Raw genomic sequence first — 22,001 nt, forward strand, 5'->3', positions numbered from 1 at the left:
ACCTCATTATCTAATTTAAGGGAATACGCTCTTCTAAATCATGGTTTGAAGACGATTCTTGCTGTCCTTCCGCAGAGAAGACCTCTTTCGTCTCCATCACAACATGCGCAACTTGCGATGGAATATCTTTCATCTCCTCTACTCTTTGGGAAATGAAGGATACATCATCGGAAATTTTTTCAACTGTGGCACGAACTTTTGAAGATGTTTCACGTACTTGAGTTAGGATTCCATTGGGGTTTTTCACTAGTTCTTTCATATTATTCATGCAACTTTTGCTGTTTGCCAATACGGAACTTCGCGTGTTTTTATCAAAAAGACTAACAGCAGCCCCAGCTAGAGCCCCTATAAAAACCGCTTGCATAAATTTACTTTTCTTTGCACACTTATATTCTTCACGAATGTTGCTCATATATTCTCCTCCTCGTCATATATTAGTTGATGGGTAATGGTGGTTATCTCCATTATACAGTGTTTAAAAAAGTTTTTTCCTATCTTTTCCCAAACATGCTCACATTAAAACGCGAGACAATCAAGTAAATCGGAGATAATGCGTCGTTTTCCTACTGAATATTCATTGACTTATAGGGGTAATCATGCAAAGATGAAAATAATTTAGAAACGTGTGAAAGGATGAGGGAAATGGATTTAACACAAAATACAGCCGAAAGTGTCGAGTTTATGGTAGAAGCAATCAAGGATAAACTAAAAGTAATGAACTTCGGAGCAATCAAATCCACCCATTTCGATATCGAAATGTATGAAGAACTTCATGATATTTATAAAATGGTGATGAAAAAAACAAACTTTAGTGTCCGTGAAATGGAAGCAATCGCTGAAGAACTTGGAAGACTCCGTAATAAATAACATCCAAATCCTCCCATAATGGTGAGGGTTTTTTATTTATTAAAGAATTCTGCTAAATTTGTTATAGTGAATATTATTGGACAATCAGACAGGAGTTGTAGGTATGGTAGAAAGAAGAACGCCCATTAGTCTCGCAGATGCAGTAGAAAAAGTGATGAAACATAAATTAGAAGGACAGGTGGAAATAGTTGCTCTTGAGGAAAGTCATTATCGTTTTTTAGCTCAAGATATTATAGCCACAAATGATGTTCCACATTTCAACCGTTCACCGTATGATGGTTTTGCCCTCAGGTCTGAAGATACGGCTGAAGGTTCCCTTAATAATCCGCTCGAATTCGAAGTGATAGAAGAGTTGGCTGCAGGGATGGTTTCTACTCTTCCTGTGCAACAAAGCCAGGTAGCAAGAATCATGACTGGAGCCCAGATGCCAGATGAATGTGATGCAGTTATTATGCTCGAGCTCACCAAGGAATTTGAAAAGGACGGGAAGAAATACATATCCTTTAAACGCTCTCTTAACGCAGGCGAAAATGTGTCTTTCAAAGGAGAGGATGCAAAAAAAGGTGATATTCTTGTCAAAAAAGGCACAATGATTAATCCAGGCATCATCGGCTTGCTTGCTACATTCGGTTACGCTGAAGTTCCAGTTGCCAAAAAGCCTGTCGTCGGCTTATTTGCTACAGGGTCAGAACTTCTAGATGTCAGTGAACCATTGCAACCGGGAAAAATTCGCAATAGCAACTCTCATGCCATCTCCGCCCAAATTCAGAGAGCAGGAGGAGAAGTTCGTTTTTATGGAAAACTTAAGGATGAATTTGACTTAAGCTATGAGGCGATTTCCTCAGCCTTGGAGGAAGTCGACCTTCTCATTACAACGGGGGGCGTCTCCGTCGGTGATTTCGACCTTCTCCCTGACATTTACCAGAAAATAGGAGCTAATGTTTTATTCAATAAAGTAGCCATGCGCCCTGGCAGTGTAACAACAGTTGCTGTATTTAATAATAAATTTCTATTCGGCTTATCTGGTAATCCATCTGCCAGTTATGTCGGCTTTGAGTTATTTGCAAGACCGATTATTCGAACCATGCTGTTTTCTGAGCAGCCTCATTTACGAAAAGAAAAAGCGCAATTGGCTAAGGATTTCTTAAAGCCCAATCCCTTCTCACGGCTTTTGCGAACTCGTTTATTTTTCGAATCTGGCCAACTGAAGGTTATCCCTAGTGGTGTAGATAAATCCAATATAACAACAAGCCTTGCAGGAGCAAATTCACTAACCGTATTACCTGGAGGCACTCGTGGATTCAAAACTGGCGATATCGTGGACGTCCTTCTTCTTGATGACCAAGAAGGATGCGTATGGCCTTGGTGAAACCATTTATATTTCAAGTGGTCGGCTACCAAAATAGAGGAAAAACGACTTTCATTACGAATATAATTGAGAAGCTTCGCGCAGTAAACTTGGAAACAGCCGTATTAAAGCATCATGGGCATGGCGGAAAACCCGATCATACAAGTATAAAGGATTCGACCAAACACTTTCAGGCTGGGGCAGCTGCATCACTTGTTGAAGGAGACGGGACGATTGAATTACTTGGCAACTTTAGAAATGGAACCTCTATAGCAGAGCTGATTCAATTGCTGGCTCTTTTTCATCCCGACGTGATTTTGATCGAAGGATACAAACAGGAAGACTTTCCTAAGGTAATTCTAATCAAAGAGGAAAATGACCTTCTATTACTAAAACAGCTTAATAATATCAAAGCAATTATTGCTTGGCCTGACTGTTTGGAGCAATCAATGAGCAATGCTTCAGTACCCGTCTTCCCTTTAAATTCGGATCATTTCATTTCATGGTTTCTAGAACAGATATGAAGGAGTTTTTTTATGTTTATTCAATTTCCCTTAGAAAAGCGACGCGCGATGATTGAACGCATTCAAGAGTATGTCTACCAGGAGAATGGTGAAAAAATTGGCGAAATTGCTGCTGAAAACCACTTACAATTCATTCTCGACAACATCGCTCCCTTTATATATAACGAGGGCATTAAAGATGCTAAAACAGTAATTGAGGACCGAATTGGGAACATCGAAGAAGATTTATATTCATTGGAACGACCAATTAAATGAAATGAAAAAAACAGCATCAATTTTCGATGCTGTTTTTTTCGCTTTTTAGGAGATAAGATAACCAAATCATTATTGTTCCGTTAAAATAAGTGGTCCGTTCTTTGTGATGGCAATCGTATGCTCATATTGAGCCGAGTATTTCCCGTCTGCAGTAGAGGCGGTCCAACCATTCGCATCCCTGCTGGCTTTATATGTACCTACGTTCACCATCGGTTCAATTGTGAATACCATGCCCTCTTTTAGGCGCGGCCCTTTATTTGGCAATCCATAATGCGGAACTTGAGGCTCTTCATGAATAACATTTCCAATCCCGTGGCCGATAAAATCACGGACGACAGAGAAGCCTTCCGCTTCTACATATGATTGAATAGCATGACCAATGTCGCCAATACGATTGCCTTCTACAGATACTTCAATCGCCTTATATAAAGATTCCTTTGTCACATGCAGTAAGTGTTCCGTTTCCTTTGAAACCTTACCGACCGGGTACGTCCAGGCAGAGTCTGAAAGCGCGCCGTTATAATTAACAACCATATCAATTGTTACGATATCGCCATTTTTCAAAGGTGTCTTTCGAGGAAAACCATGACAGATTTCTTCATTGATGCTTGCGCATGTCGCATATTCATACCCTTTGTAACCCTTTTGTTCTGGCTTCGCCCCATGTTTCTTTAAAAACCCTTCAACAAATTCTTCAATTTCCCATGTTGTCACACCGGGTACAATTAATTTTGCAATTTCCCTATGACAAGCTGCCAAAATTTTACCTGAGTCATGCATCGCTTGAATCTCACGTGCAGATTTTAATACGATCAATCGTTACACTTCCTTTTTTTTCGTCTCTCCTTTTATTTTACTGCAAAGATGGAAGTATATGAATCCTTAAAACCATATTAAAGAAAAAATCCCGACGGCGTCGGGATTTCAGTTTGTAGACAAAAGGGGTTCGGAATGTTTTAATTCCGGACCCCTTTTGAAATTCCCTTTGAATTTTGCTCAAGATTAAGAGATTGGGCCTCTACGAGCCCACTTTATTAAGCCATTCTTGGACCTTGCCATGTCCAATTGGCTATCTTCTTTAAATTCATGGCAGCGAAAGTAAGCATCGCCTGCATCGACAATTTTTTAAGTCCCCTTAAAGTAGTCCAACGCATACCATGCTTTTCTTTTGCATCTGCGAATACACGCTCTATTGTTTCTTTACGTTTCGCATATATAGGTTTTACATCCTTGTGATGACGCAGATGATCTGCTTCTTCCATATAATTTTGCCAGATATGGCGTGTCACCACTTTTTGATGGTCTTTGCTTACTGTACACTGTGATAAAAATGAGCATGTCGCACAAGTGTGTTTGGGTGATTTGTACTCGCGATAGCCCTCTTTATTTGTTGTTGAGTACTTTAAAATCTCGCCCGATGGGCAGAGATAACAATCAAAATGTTCATCGTAAACATAGTCATGCTTGCGAAAGAACCCTTCTTTTGTTCGTGGACGTGTATAGGGTAAAGCTGGTGTGATTTCTTTCCCAAAAAGGTAGCTTGTAATGGCTGGTGTTTTGTAAGGCTGCATCTGCGGCAACAGCTTCAGGTTTTCCAACTTTCTCAATCACTTGTTCAACAAGAGGCTCTAAGATATGACTATCATGCGTATTTCCCGGTGTTACAATCGTCCCCAGCACAAAACCGTTGCGGTCCGCAGCCGCATGAAATGAATAGGCAAACTGTTTTGTTCGTTCATCTTTTACATAGTAGCCACTCTCAGGGTCAGTTGTACTTTCTTTAATTTCTTTGGTTTCTTCTTTATCAAATTTATCCGGTGGAAAAGGCTTCTTTCCATTGTTTTCACGATCTTGATTTATTTCTTCTTGAAGGCGTCCTTGATATGCTCGTGTTTCCTTACGAACGATTTTCTTTTCGAATTTTCGCTTATTCGCACTGGCTTTCACATGTGTTGAATCAACGAATACGTGCTCTGCACTTATTAACTTTCTTTCTGAAGCTGTCATTAAGATACGATAAAAAATCCGTTCAAACAGGTCTGTATCTTTAAAGCGACGCTCATAATTTTTCCCGAACGTTGAGAAGTGAGGTACTTTATCATGGAAACCGTAACCTAAAAACCAACGGTAAGCCATATTCGTTTCAACTTCTTCAATCGTTTTACGCATCGAACGAATACCGAAGGTATATTGAATGAATGTCAATTTAACTAATATAACTGGATCAATACTTGGGCGCCCTATCTCTGAATACATCTCTTTCACCAAGTCATAAATGAAAGTGAAGTCAATGGCCCCCTCAATTTTACGAACCAAATGGTTCGCTGGCACCAGTTGATCCAAAGTAATCATTTCAAGTTGATCTCGCTGAATAGAATTATGTTTCGAAAGCATCGTCATCACCTCAAGTTTTAATACTTCTATATTAAAACAAAAAGGACTGTAGGCAAAAGTGGTTATATCTAATTGTTAAAACAAAGTTGATTGGAACGGAAGGTGCGAGACTCCTGCGGGAAATGCGTGTCCAAGGGAGACCCCACAGGCGCAAAGGCGCCGAGGAGGCTCCCTGACCGCCCGCGGAAAGCGAGTGCCTGGAGTGGAAATCAACGTCGAATTTTTACAACCCCTCAAAAAAACTGTAGACAAAATCGATTTTCATCGAGTTTGTCTACAGTCTGAAATCCCGACGGCGTCGGGATTTTTTTATTTCAATAATCTAAGTGACTCTCGATTAAAGGCTGGGATATCTTCTGGTGTCCTGCTGGTGACAAGTTGATCGCCGCAAACAACGACTTCTTTGTCTAAATATGTAGCACCTGCATACTCCATATCTACCTTAATAGATTTATACCCTGTTGCATGACGTCCTTCAAGTGTTTTGGCAGTAATCAGCAACTGTGGTCCATGACAGATTGCAAATACAGGTTTTTTTTCATCCATGAACGATTTTGCGAACGTTACGAAGCGTGCATCTGCACGTAGCTGGTCTGGGGAAAAACCTCCAGGAATGAACAAAGCATCAAACTCCTCTGGTTTTACTGAATCGATGCTTTCATCTATTGTGACTTCGACTTCACCTTGTTTGCCTTTAACAGTTTTCCCTTGTTCCATTTCAATCGTAGTTACCGTATGGCCGGCTTCCTCAAATGCTTTTGCCGGTTCACTGTACTCCGAGTCTTCAAACATATTCGTTACTACACATGCGATTTTTTTACTCATAAAAAATTCATCTCCTCCATTTTTAGATCGAATGAACTTACTCCATTTATGTTCCCTCATGTAGAATAAATAAACACTTGAACTACCCACCACTTATCGACCTTACGGTCCGATTGAAGTGGGGGATTCCTAAGAACATTAGCCTATCGGCCAATTTTTAATTAGGCTACTCCCGTAGTTCCTACGGTTAGAAGCCTTAAGGCTTCATTCATTAGATTGAGTCCTGCGTTAATATCTCGATCGTGGCGAGTAGAACAAAAAGGACAATCCCATTCACGAAGATTCAGATGTTTAACGTCTTTATTTTGGTAACCGCAGCTAGAACACAATTGGCTAGAAGCAAACGTTTTAGATACGGTCACGATTTGTTTACCATACCGTTTTGCTTTGTATTCCAACATTTTTTTGAATTGGTACCAAGATACTTCACTAATAGCTTTAGCTAGTTTTTGATTTTTCATCATATTCGACACTTGCAAGTCTTCCATTCCAATAACATCGTGGTTTTTGATGATTTCGGTAGAAACTTTATGTAAGTAATCCATTCGGGCATTTGAAATTTTTTCGTGTAGGATAGCCACTTTTCGTTTTTGTTTTTGATAGTTTTTGGCTTCAGCCAATGGTTTATTTTGATTCAAGGCTATTTCTTGTCGCCTTGAAAGAATCCGTTGTGCTTGGGACAATTTCTTTTCGACCGTCCGGAAGAATTTTGGGTTTTGATAGACCGTACCATCTGAAAGAATAGCAAAGTTCTTCAAACCAACATCTACACCGCACGAACGATTCGTTTTAGGAAGTACTTGTACATGGGTTTCGGCTAAAACGGAAATGAAATATTTACCCGAAGGGTTCCGCCTAATTGTGGCATTGATGATTCGCCCTTCGACTTCGCGGCTTTTAGCAAAACGAACTAGACCGAGTTTTGGCAATTTGATTTTGTTTCCAACAATTCCAATATTCCCATTCGTATGTTTAGTCGTATAGGACTGGATAGGATTCTTTTTCGATTTGAAGCGTGGTGACTTGTTTTGCTTTTTATAATATCGACTATAGGAATCTGCTAAATTTTCCACCGATTTCTGTAAGGCAATACTGTCTACTTCTTTCAGGAAAGAGTACTCTTTCTTTAAAGCTGGAAGTTCTTTGATTGTTTCGTATTTATTCAGAAAAGAACCTTTCCGTTCATTAGAGGGTAATTGGCCGTTCTGCTTCATTTCTTCACAAATATACCAGTAGGCATCTTTCTCCTTTTGTTTGCCTAAAAAGAAGTTATAGACAAAACGGGAGCAGCCGATCGTTTTATTGATTAGAACTAGTTGTTCTTTAGTTGGATAGATTCGAAATTTATAAGCTTTGTTTACGACCATTGGTTTCACCCCCTTATAGTTATTATTAACCATCGAACGTATGTTTGCAAAAAGATTACTTTGGCTTATGCCAACCGCCATTCATCTCCCCCTTACCGTTGTGCTCTCGCCCTTCACACGCTTTAAGAGGGAGTCTTCTGGTGGGAAATGATAAAAAATAATAATGTCCTCCATATATATACCAATAACTCTCGTATAAGGTTATTAAATTTATAGATGATTTTTGATCCAAGACTCTGAGCTCCTGTCATGTTCTATTCTGATTATGTTTGGGGAATTTACCTACCACATGTATGGCACTAATAAGTCTTTTGTTAATCCACTTTCGGTTTTCATCTGTATTCAAGTTTTCAAATATCCGCTTCCGCCCTTCTTCCGTTGTTACATAATAATTGGGCAGGGCATTCAAAGATAATGTGATAATGTCATTCTTACATTTGTTGCACGAGCAAAACGTTTGATATTCCATTCCAGCCATTAAAATCTGCACCCAAGTCACAACAATCTCTTCCATAACATTTGTATATTCTCTTTCCATACATACTCCTTTAAAAAAGAAAAACCCGTCCATACCAGACAGGTTTTCACTCATTTATTGCCGTCCGCGGAACAATCAGTATTTCAACACGCCGGTTTTTCGCTCTTCCATTTTTTGTTTTATTAGAAGCAACTGGCTTAAATTCCCCATGACCTTTTGCGCTGAACATTTCGGGATCCAAGTCTTTATTTCCGAGGAGAAGTTTCATGAAATTAACCGCACGCATAACGCTTAAATCCCAGTTCGAATCATACCTGTAAGTCTGAATCGGTATATTATCGGTATGTCCGCTTATTATAATGTTTCTGGGTAAGTCCATAACTAGAAGATTTGAAATTTCCTTAGCCATTTTTCGATCTTCACTTCTAACCTCTGCCACGCCTGATTCGAACAGCACATTATCCCTAATTGATATCAGCATGCCTTCATCCGTGAGGTTCGTACCCAATTTATCTGTTAAACCGTTCTTTTTAATATATGCATTTACACGTTCCTGAACCTCTGTAAGCTGTTTCTTTTCGCTTTTACCTAACCTCTTAAGTTCTTCTGCCCCTGTACTTTGTTCCGGTGATGTTGGTTTATTGCTGGGAGAATCGCTGGGGAAATCCATAAATCCCGTCCCGCTCGTAAACACTTGATTAAACACATTAGATAATTGTTGGAATCGAACTCCATCAACCGAACTCGAAGCGAAAAGGACGATAAAAAGTGCAAGAAGCAAAGTTAAGATATCGGCATAAGGTACTAACCATGACTCATCAATATGCTCTTCATGCCGCTGTTTTTTTTTCCGCCTAGCCATCTTCTCTCACATCGCCTTCTAACCACTTTTTACGATCTTCAGCAGGCAAATAGGATGTTAGTTTTTGTTCTATCGTTCTTGGCGCTTCCCCTTCGATGATCGATAAAATTCCTTCTATCATCATTTCTTTTATCCGGACTTCTTGTTGCGATTTCCGCTTAAGCTTATTCGCAAATGGATGCCATAACACATACCCTGTGTAAATTCCCATCAAGGTTGCTACGAACGCTGCAGAAATGGCATGTCCTAATGCCTCGGTATCAGCCATGTTACCTAATGCAGCGATCAGCCCGATTACCGCACCCAATACTCCAAGTGTCGGTGCATATGTGCCAGCCTGACTAAAAATTGCAGCCCCGCTTAGATGACGTTCTTCCATTGCGTCTATTTCTTCTGCTAAAATATCACGAATATAATCAGCACTCTGACCCTCGACCGCAAGATTCAACCCATTTTTCAAAAAGGTATTGTCGACTTGATCCGAAATAATTTCTAAAGCCAATAAGCCTTCTTTTCTGGCAATGACCGCCCATTCAGAAAAGGTTTTAATTAGTTCTTCAGGCTTTGTTAATTGTTGTTCTAAGAATAAAACTTTTAATATTTTTGGCAATCTTTTTAATTCTGAAAAAGGGAAAGCCGTTACAACAGAAGCTATTGTCCCTACAATAATGATCAAGATAGCTGCCGGGTTAATCAGCGCTGTAATGCTTACGCCTTTCAATACCATTCCCACTAAAATAGCCACAATCCCTAGAACTACTCCCAAAACCGATGTTATATCCATAATACTCACCCATTCATTAAAAGTCTTATCTGCCCTTTATATCGGATGAAGTTTGAAAAAAATGAGTATTATTTTACTATTCCATTGGATAGAATTTAAAATTTCATTCTATTATCACAAAATCTACCTGCTTTACTCCTTATTAAGGACAGATTCCATAGCATATTTCAGTTCAGACAAAGTTTCCGTCAAAAGGGAATTTCAAGCCGCCCTGTTTTTATATATTAATTTTTTCCATAAAAACCTTGTTTAAAAAGGAATTTTACGATATCTTCTCTATTGTTCCAATGTGCCCTCCGCTCTATCTCATTCACCCTTTTCTTATTAATCTATTAAAATGAAAAATATTTAGACAAAAAAAAGACGAAGCATGTCAGCCTCGTTCTTTTTTCTGGTACCATATATTTCTACCATCCAGCCATTTGATGATGGGTGAGAGTAAAAATAAAATGAATAAAATTCTGAATAAGTGGAAACTAGTGACCACAGATAAATCCACATGAACAGACATAGCTGTTACTGCCATTTCTGCCACACCGCCTGGTGCCATACTTAAAAACAATTCGTTAGCCGGTATAGATAGGATGGGAGCAAACTGAATCGAAAGATAATAACAAAATCCAATTAACAGGACATTACTAACGAATACTGCTCCGAACATCTTTCTGAAAAGTCGAGGATTGTCGACCTTCAATGTATACCCTAAATGCGTGCCAATCAGCAATTGTGAAAAGTTCAACCAAAAATCAGGAATTTGCGGTGCCCCAGGTCCTGCCAAATTAAATAGGGCTGCCGCCATGAGAGGCCCAAGTAAAAATGGCAGCGGGAAGTTTACCCTTTTGGTGATGAAAATGAATAATAGAAAGGTTACAATCATCAGAATGGCTAATTTCCAATCATAATCAAACATGAAAAAGGGCCGATCCGAAACACTTACTACCGCAACCGAATCAACTGTCATAACGTGAGTCACAAGCCAGGGAACAATGGATATAACAAGGATGACTCGAAGCGTCTGCATGAAGCCAACAATTGTTTCATCACTATCCTTCATTTCCTCACTTAGGACCACCATCTGAGACAGACCACCAGGAAAACTGCCAAGCATGGACGTACTCAAAGATAAATTCATTCGCTTTCCAACAAACCAACCAGTTAATACCGTAAATAAAATGATAGCAACCGTCGTAAAAAGCATGATGGGCAAATATTCAATCATTTCATTTAACGATTGTTTCGTGAATGAACTTCCTAGTTGTAAACCAAGAATAACCAATCCAGTGCTTCTAAAGGGTTTAGACCATAACATGTACTTTCCTAATTTGATTTTAGCAATCATCACCACAAATAATGGTCCGAGCATCCACGGTAAATATATTCCAAGACGATTAAACACGAACCCACCTATGAAAGCTAGAAAAGCGGTGAAAATAACTCTAAAAATCTTACTCTCAACTAAATATGTTTTCATATTATTACCCTTCTTTATCTACCATAATTTCATCTTTCATCTTAACATAAAATAACCTGTTTCAAGTCTACTACCCTCTCTTGTTTTCGCCTGGGGTTTTTTGCCGTTTTGGCCAATTTATTTGGCGGTTATTGTGCAGATCGATTTGGGAGAAAACGCATGATGGTTATTTCAACATTCGGGCAGGGCTTCGCCTACATCTTCTTTGCTTGGTCCAGCTCTCCTTGGCTTGATTCTCCGATTATAGGATTTGTTAGTTTCACCGCGGTAAGTATATTCAGCGCCTTTTATAATCCAGCGAGCCAGGCGATGGTCGCCGACGTGATTCCAGAAAAAGATCGCAGCAAAGTTTTTGCTGTTTTTTATACCTCCATCAACATTGCAGTGGTCATAGGTCCAATTTTAGGAGGCATTTTTTATGCTAAACACCGATTCGAGCTGTTAGGGATTGCCGCCATCATTAATATCCTTCTTGGTTTCATTCTGCAAAGATGGGTAACCGAAACAGCTTTTCTAACAAAAACCCCCGAAAAAGAGCAAAATGGCTTTTCTTTTTTACTGAACCAGATACGGGACTATCAGGTGATTATCCGCGATAAGGTCTTTCTGCTCTTTATCATCGCTGGTGTATTGATCTATCAGACATTCATGCAGCTTGATTTATTGTTTCCCGTATATATTATAGAAATGGTCGACCTGCAATCTGTATTTTCGTTCAACTTAAAAGCAGAGCAGACTTTTGGACTCTTGCTTGCAGAAAATGGATTATTCGTTGCGCTCTTAACCATTTCTGTCACAAAGTGGACGTCCGTCTATAAAGAAAGAAACGTATTCATTGCCTCTTCAATTACCTACTGCTTCTCGATAATTTTATTTGGATCGACACAATGGATTTGGGGGTTATTTATCGCAATTGCTTTGTTTTCATTAGCTGAGCTTTTGACAGAGGGCATTCAGCAGGGATTTGTATCCAAGCTCGCTCCGGCACATATGCGGGGGCAATATTTTGCTGCAGCAAGCTTGCGTTTCACAATTGGTAGAATGTTAGCACCATTGGCCATTCCCATGACAGGATGGATTGGTTACAATTGGACATTTGGCATTCTTAGTGCGCTGGCAATCGCAAGCGCCGTTTTATATTTCATCATGTTTTCCATTTATGAAAAAGAACAGCGCAGCAATTCCACTATTTACTAGATTTCCCACCCCCACAAACTCACAGTTCAAGGTAGAATGATTATATAGGGGTCAAACTCTTATGGAGGGGTGACTAAATGTTATCAAATACAGAAATAGGCATTGACTTAGGAACTGCAAATACGCTAGTTTACAGTAAAAATAAAGGAATCGTATTTAATGAGCCATCTGTTGTGGCCATTGATATAGAGACTAATAAAGTATTAGCAGTCGGTGTGGATGCAAAAAACATGATTGGAAAAACACCTGGAAATATCGTTGCGATCCGGCCACTAAAGGACGGGGTCATTGCGGATTTTGATGTAACCGCACAAATGCTACGGGAAATCATGAAAAAAGCAAGCAAGGCTTTAGGCTTATCAATTCGAAAGCCAAGTGTAGTAGTCTGTACACCATCAGGCTCAACATCTGTGGAAAGAAGAGCCATTCAGGATGCAGTCAAAAGCTGTGGAGCCAAGCAGGTCCACCTTATTGAGGAACCAGTAGCAGCAGCAATCGGGGCAGGTCTGCCTGTAGAAGAGCCAGTTGCTAATGTCATCGTTGATATCGGCGGTGGTACAACTGAGGTGGCAATTATTTCTTACGGCGGCGTAGTTTCTTGTAATTCCATCAGAATTGGCGGAGATCAATTGGATGAAGATATCTCCCAATTCGTAAGAAAAAAACATAATGTGTTAATCGGGGAACGGACAGCTGAACAAATAAAAATGGAAATCGGCTACGCCCTCGTTGAACATTCCGTTGTGACCATGGAAGTCAGAGGTCGCGACCTTGTAACTGGTCTTCCAAAACCGATTACGATATCATCCACTGACGTCCAGGAAGCAATCCAGGAATCGCTTCTTCATATTTTAGAAGCAATCAGAGCCACTTTGGAAGACTGTCCTCCTGAATTAAGTGGTGATATTGTTGATCAAGGTGTCATCTTATCTGGTGGAGGTGCACTCCTTAATGGAATACAAGATTGGCTAACGAATGAAATTGTAGTACCAGTCCAACTTGCTGATAACCCGCTTGAATCAGTTGCCATAGGAACTGGCCTTTCACTTGAGGTCATTCATAAATTACAAAAAGCAGTCTATTAAAAAAGAGAGGGAATTCCAACTTAGGGATTCCCTCTTTTTTTATGTTTTATGCTGCCAAACTACATTTTTTTTAGAAATGCCTTACATCCCCTCATTTTAGTAAGATATAACACACTAAACTGATATATTTTTTCTTGTTTAGGTAGAGAATAAGTAAAAGAAGGTTTACTTTTGGACACCACTTTTTTATTTCCATATGAGTTGCTTTTTTTGGGGGAATCTTTCTTATAGGACTTAATACATGCAATGTAACATAATTTTTGATATAATATAATTATGTTACATTGGTAAGAGGAGAAGATCTATGGAATATGTGGAAGCCTTTAAGGATATCAATCAAATCAGCAAAATAAAAACGTATTTACGAGCTCACTCCAGTCGGGATTATTTATTATTTGTACTCGGAATCAATACGGGTATGAAGATAAATGAAATGCTGGAAATCACTGTTTCCAACGTTCTCGATGAAACAGGAAAAATCAAAGAGTTTTATGAGCAACGAATGGAGAATGAAGAAGTCACTCAAATTTATTTGAACTTGAAAGTTCGTACCGCCTTACAAGAATACCTAAAAGGCTCGAAGGTTATCGAAGGTCAATTTTTATTTCTATCCCCTAAAACAAAAAAGCCGATTACGCGCCAACAGGCTCACCGAATCATTCATGATGCTGTGGAAGGTGCAGGTCTGACAGGTAAATTCGGAGCGAGTTCGATGCGCAAAACATTTGGCTATCATGCCTATAAACAAGGAGTGTCTCTTTCTTTGATACAAAAGCATTACCATCATTCAAGTCCATCAGAGACACTAAAATACATTGGCATTTCTAAGGAGAAGAAATTCAAAACGATTATTGATGTTAATTTATAAACATATTTCTATCTTCTAAAACTCTAACCAACTATCTTAAGGAGGAATTCCAGTGAAAATTAGAGAAAGCGAACTTCCTGGTATTGGCCAAAAATTTGAAATCATAACGAGAAATGATGAAAAATTAGTGATTGTCATTCACGATGATGGTCGTCGGGAATTGTACCATTTTGATAATGAACATGAAGAAGTTATATCGAGCATCACCCTTAACGATCAGGAATCGCGACAAATGGCTTCCATCATAGGCGGTATGGTTTACAAACCACAAGCGCTTGAAACGATTGAGATGTCATTAGGCGACTTGGTTATTGAATGGTTCAAGGTGGAACCAGGTTCAAGAGCAATCAATCAAACAATAGGTTCGATTGATATTCGGAGCAATTACAACGTAACCGTTATTGCCCATTCGAAAAAAGGAAAAAAACAACTAAACAATCCTGGTCCAGACTCTATCATCGAAACAGGCGATACGCTAGTAATATCTGGTGAAAGAAAAGATATCCGTAACCTGACAAGAGAACTTTTGACCGACGAAAGGAGTGACTAAGCACATATGGACCATTTAGTCTTTGAAGTAGGAACTGCCCTGCTTCTAGTAGCATTAGCTGCTCTCGTTGCAGGTAAATTTAAAATATCAAATGTTCCATTATTAATTATCATTGGCATGCTCGTTGGCCCCCATGCTCCAAACTTCGGATTGATTGATCTGCGCTTCATCGAAAGTGATGAAATCATAGCGTTCCTCGGAAGAATCGGGATATTGTTCCTTTTATTTTACTTAGGTCTTGAGTTTTCCGTTAAAAAGCTAATGAAGTCAGGGAAAAATATAGTAACAGGCGGAACGTATTACATTTTAATCAACGCTGGAATGGCCTTACTATATGGTTTCCTACTCGGACTACCTTTAAGAGAAGTTCTAATATTAACAGGGATTATCAGCTTTTCATCAAGTGCCATTGTAGCAAAAGTCCTTGTCGATCTTAAAAGAACAGGTAATAACGAAACAGAGCTCATTCTTGGTATCATCATGTTTGAAGATATCTTCCTTGCTGTTTATTTATCAGTCGTATCTGGATTGGTATTAAGCGATTCTGGTTCCATTTGGGGAACGCTACTTTCTACCTTCATCGCCATCGGATATATGCTGATATTTTTCGTAATAGCTCGGAAAGCCTCTGGTTTACTCAACAAATTATTTAATATATCCTCTGATGAGATATTTATTATTGTTGTGTTTGCCTTGCTATTCTTTGTCGCAGGTTTCTCAGAAACAATTCACGTTGCAGAGGCCATCGGTGCATTACTGCTTGGTCTAGTCTTTTCTGAAACGGAACACAGCGACAGGATAGAAAAACTTGTCATTCCCTTTAGAGACTTCTTTGGCGCCATATTCTTCTTCAGCTTTGGCTTGAGCATTGATCCAACTACCCTTGGTGGAGCTGTCTGGATGGTCCTTGGAGCCGTTATCATCACTATAATCGGTAACTTTGTCGCTGGTATGATAGCCGGACGAAAATCTGGTTTATCTCACAAAGCCTCAGCCAATATCGGTTTAACTATTGTTTCACGTGGTGAATTCTCCATTATTCTCGCCAATCTAGGTATTGCAGGTGGTTTAATGCCAATACTAACCCCGTTTGCGGCACTATATGTTTTGACCTTAGCGATTCTTGGACCGATCCTTACAAAAGAATCCAAACATATCTATAATATCCTCAATAAAATCTTCAAATGGACGCCGCCAAAGGTCCAAAAGGAACAACAAAAAGAAGAAGTGTAATAGAGGAAGGTCGGACAAAATGTTCGGCCTTTCTTTACACTTCTTCTTTAAAGCTCTGCAAATGTTAACCGCCGAAACTTTTTCCTTATTTTCCCGTATAATAGTAAAAAGACGGGGGGGGAAACATTTTATGAGCCATTCTGGGTAAAGAACAATTAGTTATTTATCCTACTTAATTCTATTATTAAGTGTATTATTATATGGTTTAAAGTACCAACATCATCTAGAATTAATTAGTCGCGAAACATATGAGATTAAGGGATATTTTTTGTTTCAATCTTTCTTTCCAATTTTCATCGGGGGCATATTCGCGATACCTAGTATCGTGAAAAACTTTTTAACAAAAGGTCACTGGAAAATGAATTGGCTAAGGTTACTCATCCTTGGATTACCGTTCATTTACATGTCCATTATTCCAATTTTGTATTTCACTGAAATAATTGAATTCGAATTACCTTTCTCCACATTGGTTTGGGGAGGATACTTCGGAGCAGATGGATCAACCACATTTAATTCAATTACAGGAATAATTGCGGGTTATATTGTTCTTACAAGTATAAGAAAACCAACAGATATACAATGAAAGACAACCTGAAGGGTTATCAAGACCTTTTTTAAAAAAGTACCTTCCATTTTCTTTTCTTTTCTTTAGATAGGAGGATTAACTTACCTGAACTGTGGGAAAAGAAGCAGATAACCTTAGTAACTATTCAGGAGTGATGCCCGGATGAATAAGTCGATAAAATTCAGCAAGCAGCTTATCAAAGAAATAAAAGAAGATCGTGTAACAGGGTTGGCAGCAGAACAGGCCTATTATTATTTACTCGCACTATTCCCTTTGCTCATTTTACTACTTTCGATTTTACCTTATTTGAATATCGACATTCAGACAGCCATGGATACTATAAAAACATTCATGCCAACGGAAACGGTGGAAGTCATCGAGGAAAATATTATCAACATATTAAGTGAGCGGAACGGCGGCTTACTTACTTTCGGTTTCCTAGGCACCATATGGTCAGCCTCAAACGGTATGAATGCGTTTATTCATTCAATGAACATCGCTTATGATGTGAAAGAAACAAGGAACTTCATTAAAGCCCGCTTTATTTCTATTATCTTAACCTTAGGCTTGGTTGTAGCTTTTATCGTTATGTTAGGTCTGCCCGTTTTTGGGAAAGTGATCATCGATTTATTACAACAAGTCATCTCGCTTCCTGAAGAAATGCAAAGTCTATTCAGCTTATTACGGTGGATCATTGCAGTTGTCGTTATCTCACTAGTATTGACCTTTTTATATCGCTTTGCACCGAATAAGAGTTTTCCAATTAAACACGTTATCCCTGGGGCCGTGACCGCAACCGTACTGTGGCTCGGAATATCACTTGGATTCTCATTCTATGTCAGCAACTTTGCTAACTATTCGTCCACTTACGGCAGTTTAGGGGGCGTTATCATCTTAATGTTATGGTTGTATTTGAGTGGTCTGATCTTTGTAATCGGTGGCGAAATCAACGCAATTCTTCATCGCCAAAATTCTATACCAAAAAAACAATCCCGTACCATCGTACATCCTGTCCCACTTAAAAGGTGAAATAGCTTAAACAGGCTCAAAAGGCATCCCTTTTGAGCCTGATTTTTATGAAAGTTCAGTCCAATCCTACGTAAATGAGTAGGATCAACAACTTTTATCAACGAATCTTTCTTTTTATCTACGAAATTTCAGTTTAATCTACGGAAAGTCTCCATTTATCTTCGTTTCCTTCGATTTATGGATGATTCTACACAAAGTGTCAGGTTTCCGTCTTAGAGACACAACAAAAAGCGACTGCCCACATTCGGACAGCCGTTTTCCTATTCACCCTCTATTGACAAACTCTTCGTATCTTTCATCATGGGCCAGCCACGCAGCGTATTTCCGCTTTATATATTTATCCGCTTCCCCAAATGTATCAAATGTTTTTTTCTGTTGTTTTCCGTTGATCTCCACAATCCATTCTTCTTCTTCATCTTCATAGATGAAAATATCTTGTTTTTCTCTCGTTGAATACAGGCAACCCTCTGGGGATTCCTTGATATTCAATTGGTTTTTATGAGCATCGCGTTTAATAGGCTCGGCAAAGAAGGTCTTTTCTACGTATTGACTGTATGCCTTTTCGGACATTGTGCAACCTGCGGCTTTTTGATGACCGCCCCCATCGTATTTACCTGCAACCTCAGAAACGTCTATGTCATCATGGATTGTCCGAAAGCTGATTCTTTTACTTCCGACCATTAGAATTGCAATATAATCCAGATGGGAAAACTCTTTGGACAGTTCGTTTCCCAATTCCGAATGATAGGACTCAGCATGGACCACACCTGCTGTATGGGGACCAACCGTAGCCTGATAGACTTCTCTTTTTTTCCTGTTTATGTACCGATCAACCCGGCTTTCCTCAACATCCAAAAGCGTTTGCTCAACTTCGTCAAAAGTAAAGCTTTCAGCCGTTGATAATTTATGGGCGATTTTCATCTCAAATTCCTCAATCGGAATCATAAAGAACAAATCATTTAACCGTTTTGCCGTTAAATTTTTGTTTACTTCCCATTCCCAAGTATCGTATTGACGAACTAATTCAACAAATTCAGCAACAATCCGCGAAGGTTCCAACAATTTTTTTTCAACTGCATACTGATAGAATAATGAAGTCGCTGCTGTTTGTTTACCGTCTTCCTGCTCGACTGTTACAGATGCCCATTCATGTTCGTTCAAATGCAGCGCTGATTTATGATGATCAATCAGAAGCGCTTTGCCTCCATCTTCAACAAACTGTGAAATCGCTTTTTCATTATCTTCATCAACTGAAAGATCAGTAACCAGCAACGTATCCTCAATTTTGGCCTGCTCAAGAAATGCTGCTACATTCTGATTAAGTCTCCCGATTGAATTATAACTAACCACTACTTCTTCCCCGAATGCCAGCTTCGCTACAATACCGCATCCGACTCCATCTAAATCATTATGTGTAAAGAGATGGTACACACAAACCCCTCCTAAATACTAATATAATTACTTTTCCCTAAGATATGAATTTCAATTGCAATCTTTACAATTGTAGCATAATCACATCCGCATATTTTAACATGCTTCATTTACGAACAGCTTTTGTAATAAAATATTTTCATATCATACCTATAAAATTCTTTATTTCCCAGTATTTATACCGATTTATAAAGGTAAGATATTACTTTGGAATCGAGATATTTTCATGTATTCTAAGTGAATCCAGCACGCCACTGTCGAGAAAATGAAGTCCTTTACTACGGAAAGTGGAACGAGGACTAGTATAGAGGCAAGGAAATGGTCACCCTTGCTAAGAACATCATACCCTTGGTGAAAAGGCTAAACAGAAGGAGTACTAATGGATGAATGGATCAGCAAAATAAAGACATTCAAGCGGTTTTAGTAAAGATTGAAGACATATAAAACAAACGAATTTATTTTCTCTGAATGCCTCAATTGAAGCTGCTAGAGCAGGTGAACACGCTTCTTCATTGAAGAAGTGGCGGCAAGCTTCAAAGATCAGGATACTCTCATCAATAAAATAGCAAGAAATTTCTCGAACTTTGAGGAACTGCTTAATGGGTTGAAAAAGCTAGCCAAATCTGACAGGTAATTTTACATTCGCTACATTAAAAAGCCGCAGAAAAGAATTTTCTTCTCTGCGGCTTTTTTAATGTGTACCATTTACTGTTCAATCAATTTTCCAAGGTTCGCCATTTCAATAGCACTAACGGCTGCTTCATAGCCTTTGTTACCTGATTTTGTTCCTGCACGTTCAATAGCCTGCTCGATATTTTCAGTAGTCAACAAACCGAAGATAACAGGTACGCCTGTGTCCAGAGAAACTGCTGCCATGCCTTTAGCTGCTTCATTACACACATAATCATAATGAGAAGTGGCCCCCCTAATTACTGTTCCAAGGCCGATAACTGCATCATATTTGCCTGTGTTCACTAGTTTTTTCGCAATTAGCGGAAGTTCAAAAGCCCCTGGTACCCACGCTATGTCAACATCATTCTCATCAACACCATGACGCTTAAGGCCATCCAATGCACCTCCTAAAAGCTTGCTTGTAATAAACTCATTAAATCTTCCTACCACGATGCCTACTTTCAACCCTGATCCGATTAATTGTGCTTCAATAATTTTCCCCATGTCCATATCCTCCTAATTTAAAAACAAATGTCAATTTTTTCTTATTTTTATTTTTCAACCACTTATATCCTTCAAGCATTCGGAATATTTAATTCAAGTCCCTGTTTCTCATATATTTTTCTTTGTTGGAGATAACGAGTTAGCTCGGCAATCGTAATGAATTTAAGATCGAATTTTTCGGCGATAACTTCTAGATCAGTTACTCGTGCCATTGACCCGTCTTCATTCATGATTTCACAAATAACGCCTGCAGGAGCAGCCCCGCATAACTTTGCCAAATCTACGGATGCCTCCGTATGCCCTGCCCGTATTAACACGCCACCTTCTTTAGCGACAATCGGAAAAGTGTGACCAGGCCGTTGGAAGTCCCCAGCAACTGAATCTTCTTTAAGAAGCTCCAGAATGGTCAAGGATCTTTCAAATGCACTTATTCCTGTAGAAGTACTTTTATGATCGACACTAACTGTAAAAGCAGTTCCATGATGATCGGTATTTTCACCGACCATAGGATGCAAATTCAATTTTGCCGCCAGTTCTTCGGTAATGGTTGTACAAATCAAACCGCGTCCATGGGTCGCCATAAAATTAATCGCTTCAGGCGTTGCCTTTTCTGCCAATACAACAAAGTCACCTTCATTTTCACGGTCTTCATCATCGGATACGATTACTACTTTACCAGCTTTTAAGTCTTCGATCGCTTCTTCTATTGTATGGAACATCTTTTACACCGCCCTTTAATTAAAATCCGTGTTCTGCCAAAAACTCTAAATTCAGTCCTGGTTTTGAATCACTTTTTTTTATTTGATGTATAATATATTTCCCTATCATGTCATTTTCGATGTTAACGATATCGCCAGCTGCTTTCCGCCCCAATATTGTGTCTTGATGAGTCAGGGGAATCAGAGATACAGTAAGCAGGTTTCCCTCTATCCCGAAAATTGTCAAGCTCGTACCATCAATGGCAACTGACCCTTTTGGGATGCAAAATTTACTAAGTCCTTCTTCCAAATTGATCACATAATACACAGCATTTTCTTTTCGCTCTTTTTTTATTATCGTTCCCGTACCATCAATATGGCCTGAAACAAAATGACCGCCAAACCTGCCCTGTGCACTCATGGCACGTTCCAGATTCACAGGTGATCCTAGTTTTAACGTCCGGATTGAAGAAGCTTTGACCGTCTCTGGCATCACGTCGACAGTAAACAGACTTTGCGTGAAGGACGTTACGGTTAAGCAAACTCCGTTGACAGAAATACTGTCCCCCAGATGAACATCTTCGAGGATTTTCTCAGAACGAATCGCCAACTCCATGCTGCTTTTTCCTTTTTTCAAGGAATGGACGGTACCGATATCCTCAATGATTCCCGTAAACATGTTTTTCCCCCTTTTATAGAATATAAAAAACCCCTTAGATTGACCTAAGGAGTTAGCAGGAGAAATGAGTGAAAAATTGTATACCTAAAAAGCCTAAAATTTTCATTTTTGAAAAATTAGGCGCACGTATACACTTGGGTTCCACACGTCCTTCTCCCATCCAGACTATACTGTCGGCTTTGGAATCTCACCAAATCCTGCCTTTATCAGGCTCGCGGGCTTAGAATTTCTTCATCACCGCCGGTTGGGATTTTCACCCGACCCCGAAGGACTAAATTATTATGAATCTCTGAATATTTTATCACCTTAAAGTAA

Annotated in this window: 21 protein-coding genes, 2 pseudogenes and 1 riboswitch; of the genes and pseudogenes, 10 read left to right on the top strand and 13 right to left on the bottom strand. The window is 39.2% G+C overall.

All coding sequences use genetic code 11. The features are described from left to right. Positions 1-10 precede the first annotated feature (10 nt). Positions 11-412, bottom strand: coding sequence for a YtxH domain-containing protein (locus JFU50_RS07065; protein WP_201222254.1), 402 nt, complete (start codon positions 410-412; stop codon positions 11-13). A gap of 230 nt (positions 413-642) precedes the next feature. Between JFU50_RS07065 and JFU50_RS07070 the strand changes: the two genes are divergently transcribed. From JFU50_RS07070 to JFU50_RS07085, 4 genes are all read left to right on the top strand, one after another. After that, a complete protein-coding gene (locus tag JFU50_RS07070; RefSeq protein WP_053344366.1) occupies positions 643-867 on the top strand; it encodes a DUF1128 domain-containing protein in 225 nt (74 codons plus the stop codon). Between the two features lie 103 nt (positions 868-970). Continuing rightward, the gene (locus JFU50_RS07075; protein ID WP_201222256.1) at positions 971-2,236 is read left to right on the top strand and encodes a molybdopterin molybdotransferase MoeA; all 1,266 of its coding nucleotides are present in this window, start codon (positions 971-973) and stop codon (positions 2,234-2,236) included. Further along, positions 2,224-2,739 (top strand): molybdopterin-guanine dinucleotide biosynthesis protein B, encoded by a 516-nt coding sequence (gene mobB, locus JFU50_RS07080; protein WP_201183024.1) that lies wholly within the window; start codon positions 2,224-2,226, stop codon positions 2,737-2,739. Before JFU50_RS07075 ends, mobB begins: the two co-directional genes overlap by 13 nt. A 12-nt stretch (positions 2,740-2,751) precedes the next feature. Beyond that, a complete protein-coding gene (locus JFU50_RS07085) occupies positions 2,752-2,994 on the top strand; it encodes a DUF2164 domain-containing protein (RefSeq protein WP_201183026.1) in 243 nt (80 codons plus the stop codon). A 69-nt stretch (positions 2,995-3,063) separates the two neighbouring features. Here the strand turns inward: JFU50_RS07085 and map are convergent, their stop codons facing one another. The 8 genes and pseudogenes from map to JFU50_RS07125 form a co-directional block, all read right to left on the bottom strand. Then, entirely contained in the window at positions 3,064-3,810 is a 747-nt protein-coding gene (gene map / locus JFU50_RS07090; protein ID WP_201183028.1) for a type I methionyl aminopeptidase, read from the bottom strand. Positions 3,811-4,028: 218 nt separating this feature from the next. Further along, a pseudogene (locus JFU50_RS07095) lies at positions 4,029-5,388 on the bottom strand (IS1182 family transposase). 309 nt (positions 5,389-5,697) lie between these two features. Beyond that, a complete protein-coding gene (locus JFU50_RS07100; RefSeq protein ID WP_201183030.1) occupies positions 5,698-6,213 on the bottom strand; it encodes a type 1 glutamine amidotransferase domain-containing protein in 516 nt (171 codons plus the stop codon). A 161-nt stretch (positions 6,214-6,374) separates the two neighbouring features. Next, positions 6,375-7,580: an IS200/IS605 family element RNA-guided endonuclease TnpB gene (gene tnpB / locus JFU50_RS07105; RefSeq protein ID WP_201222258.1), complete on the bottom strand. Its 1,206-nt coding sequence runs from the start codon at positions 7,578-7,580 to the stop codon at positions 6,375-6,377. A gap of 247 nt (positions 7,581-7,827) precedes the next feature. Then, positions 7,828-8,172, bottom strand: a complete 345-nt coding sequence (locus JFU50_RS07110) for a late competence development ComFB family protein (protein ID WP_242486811.1) — start codon at positions 8,170-8,172, stop codon at positions 7,828-7,830. Next, positions 8,165-8,920 (bottom strand): flagellar motor protein MotB, encoded by a 756-nt coding sequence (gene motB / locus JFU50_RS07115; RefSeq protein WP_201183033.1) that lies wholly within the window; start codon positions 8,918-8,920, stop codon positions 8,165-8,167. The genes JFU50_RS07110 and motB overlap by 8 nt, the downstream gene beginning before the upstream one ends. Beyond that, positions 8,913-9,704, bottom strand: a complete 792-nt coding sequence (gene motA / locus JFU50_RS07120; protein ID WP_057218176.1) for a flagellar motor stator protein MotA — start codon at positions 9,702-9,704, stop codon at positions 8,913-8,915. The genes motB and motA overlap by 8 nt, the downstream gene beginning before the upstream one ends. Before the next feature lie 373 nt (positions 9,705-10,077). After that, positions 10,078-11,175, bottom strand: coding sequence for an AbrB family transcriptional regulator (locus JFU50_RS07125; protein ID WP_201183036.1), 1,098 nt, complete (start codon positions 11,173-11,175; stop codon positions 10,078-10,080). 90 nt (positions 11,176-11,265) lie between these two features. Between JFU50_RS07125 and JFU50_RS07130 the strand changes: the two genes are divergently transcribed. From JFU50_RS07130 to JFU50_RS07160, 6 genes are all read left to right on the top strand, one after another. Then, entirely contained in the window at positions 11,266-12,372 is a 1,107-nt protein-coding gene (locus JFU50_RS07130) for an MDR family MFS transporter (RefSeq protein ID WP_207198860.1), read from the top strand. Between the two features lie 77 nt (positions 12,373-12,449). Then, positions 12,450-13,457: a rod-share determining protein MreBH gene (mreBH, locus tag JFU50_RS07135; protein ID WP_201222260.1), complete on the top strand. Its 1,008-nt coding sequence runs from the start codon at positions 12,450-12,452 to the stop codon at positions 13,455-13,457. 304 nt (positions 13,458-13,761) lie between these two features. Further along, positions 13,762-14,325 (top strand): tyrosine-type recombinase/integrase, encoded by a 564-nt coding sequence (locus tag JFU50_RS07140; protein WP_053344356.1) that lies wholly within the window; start codon positions 13,762-13,764, stop codon positions 14,323-14,325. A 52-nt stretch (positions 14,326-14,377) separates the two neighbouring features. After that, the gene (locus JFU50_RS07145; protein WP_053344355.1) at positions 14,378-14,875 is read left to right on the top strand and encodes a cation:proton antiporter regulatory subunit; all 498 of its coding nucleotides are present in this window, start codon (positions 14,378-14,380) and stop codon (positions 14,873-14,875) included. A gap of 6 nt (positions 14,876-14,881) precedes the next feature. Then, positions 14,882-16,108 carry a cation:proton antiporter gene (locus JFU50_RS07150; RefSeq protein ID WP_056522512.1) on the top strand — a complete coding sequence of 409 codons (1,227 nt, stop codon included), beginning with the start codon at positions 14,882-14,884 and terminating at the stop codon, positions 16,106-16,108. Positions 16,109-16,835: 727 nt separating this feature from the next. Continuing rightward, positions 16,836-17,702 (top strand): YihY/virulence factor BrkB family protein, encoded by an 867-nt coding sequence (locus tag JFU50_RS07160; protein ID WP_190270389.1) that lies wholly within the window; start codon positions 16,836-16,838, stop codon positions 17,700-17,702. 264 nt (positions 17,703-17,966) lie between these two features. On the opposite strand, the gene JFU50_RS07165 is transcribed toward JFU50_RS07160, so the two are convergent. The 4 genes and pseudogenes from JFU50_RS07165 to ribE all read right to left on the bottom strand — a co-directional run bounded on the left by JFU50_RS07165 (position 17,967) and on the right by ribE (position 21,686). Beyond that, entirely contained in the window at positions 17,967-19,133 is a 1,167-nt protein-coding gene (locus JFU50_RS07165; RefSeq protein ID WP_201183042.1) for a DHH family phosphoesterase, read from the bottom strand. A 705-nt stretch (positions 19,134-19,838) separates the two neighbouring features. Further along, positions 19,839-20,309 carry a 6,7-dimethyl-8-ribityllumazine synthase gene (gene ribH / locus JFU50_RS07170; RefSeq protein ID WP_056522523.1) on the bottom strand — a complete coding sequence of 157 codons (471 nt, stop codon included), beginning with the start codon at positions 20,307-20,309 and terminating at the stop codon, positions 19,839-19,841. 80 nt (positions 20,310-20,389) lie between these two features. Next, positions 20,390-21,028 (bottom strand): annotated as a pseudogene (gene ribB, locus JFU50_RS07175) (3,4-dihydroxy-2-butanone-4-phosphate synthase); the annotation flags it as partial. 19 nt (positions 21,029-21,047) lie between these two features. Beyond that, the gene (gene ribE / locus JFU50_RS07180) at positions 21,048-21,686 is read right to left on the bottom strand and encodes a riboflavin synthase (protein ID WP_201183046.1); all 639 of its coding nucleotides are present in this window, start codon (positions 21,684-21,686) and stop codon (positions 21,048-21,050) included. Between the two features lie 144 nt (positions 21,687-21,830). Further along, a riboswitch (FMN riboswitch) is annotated at positions 21,831-21,961 on the bottom strand. Between the last annotated feature and the right edge of the window lie 40 nt (positions 21,962-22,001).

Origin of the sequence: Peribacillus sp. TH14 (assembly GCF_016651145.1) — a bacterium.
GTDB classification, from domain to species: Bacteria; Bacillota; Bacilli; order Bacillales; family DSM-1321; genus Peribacillus; species Peribacillus butanolivorans.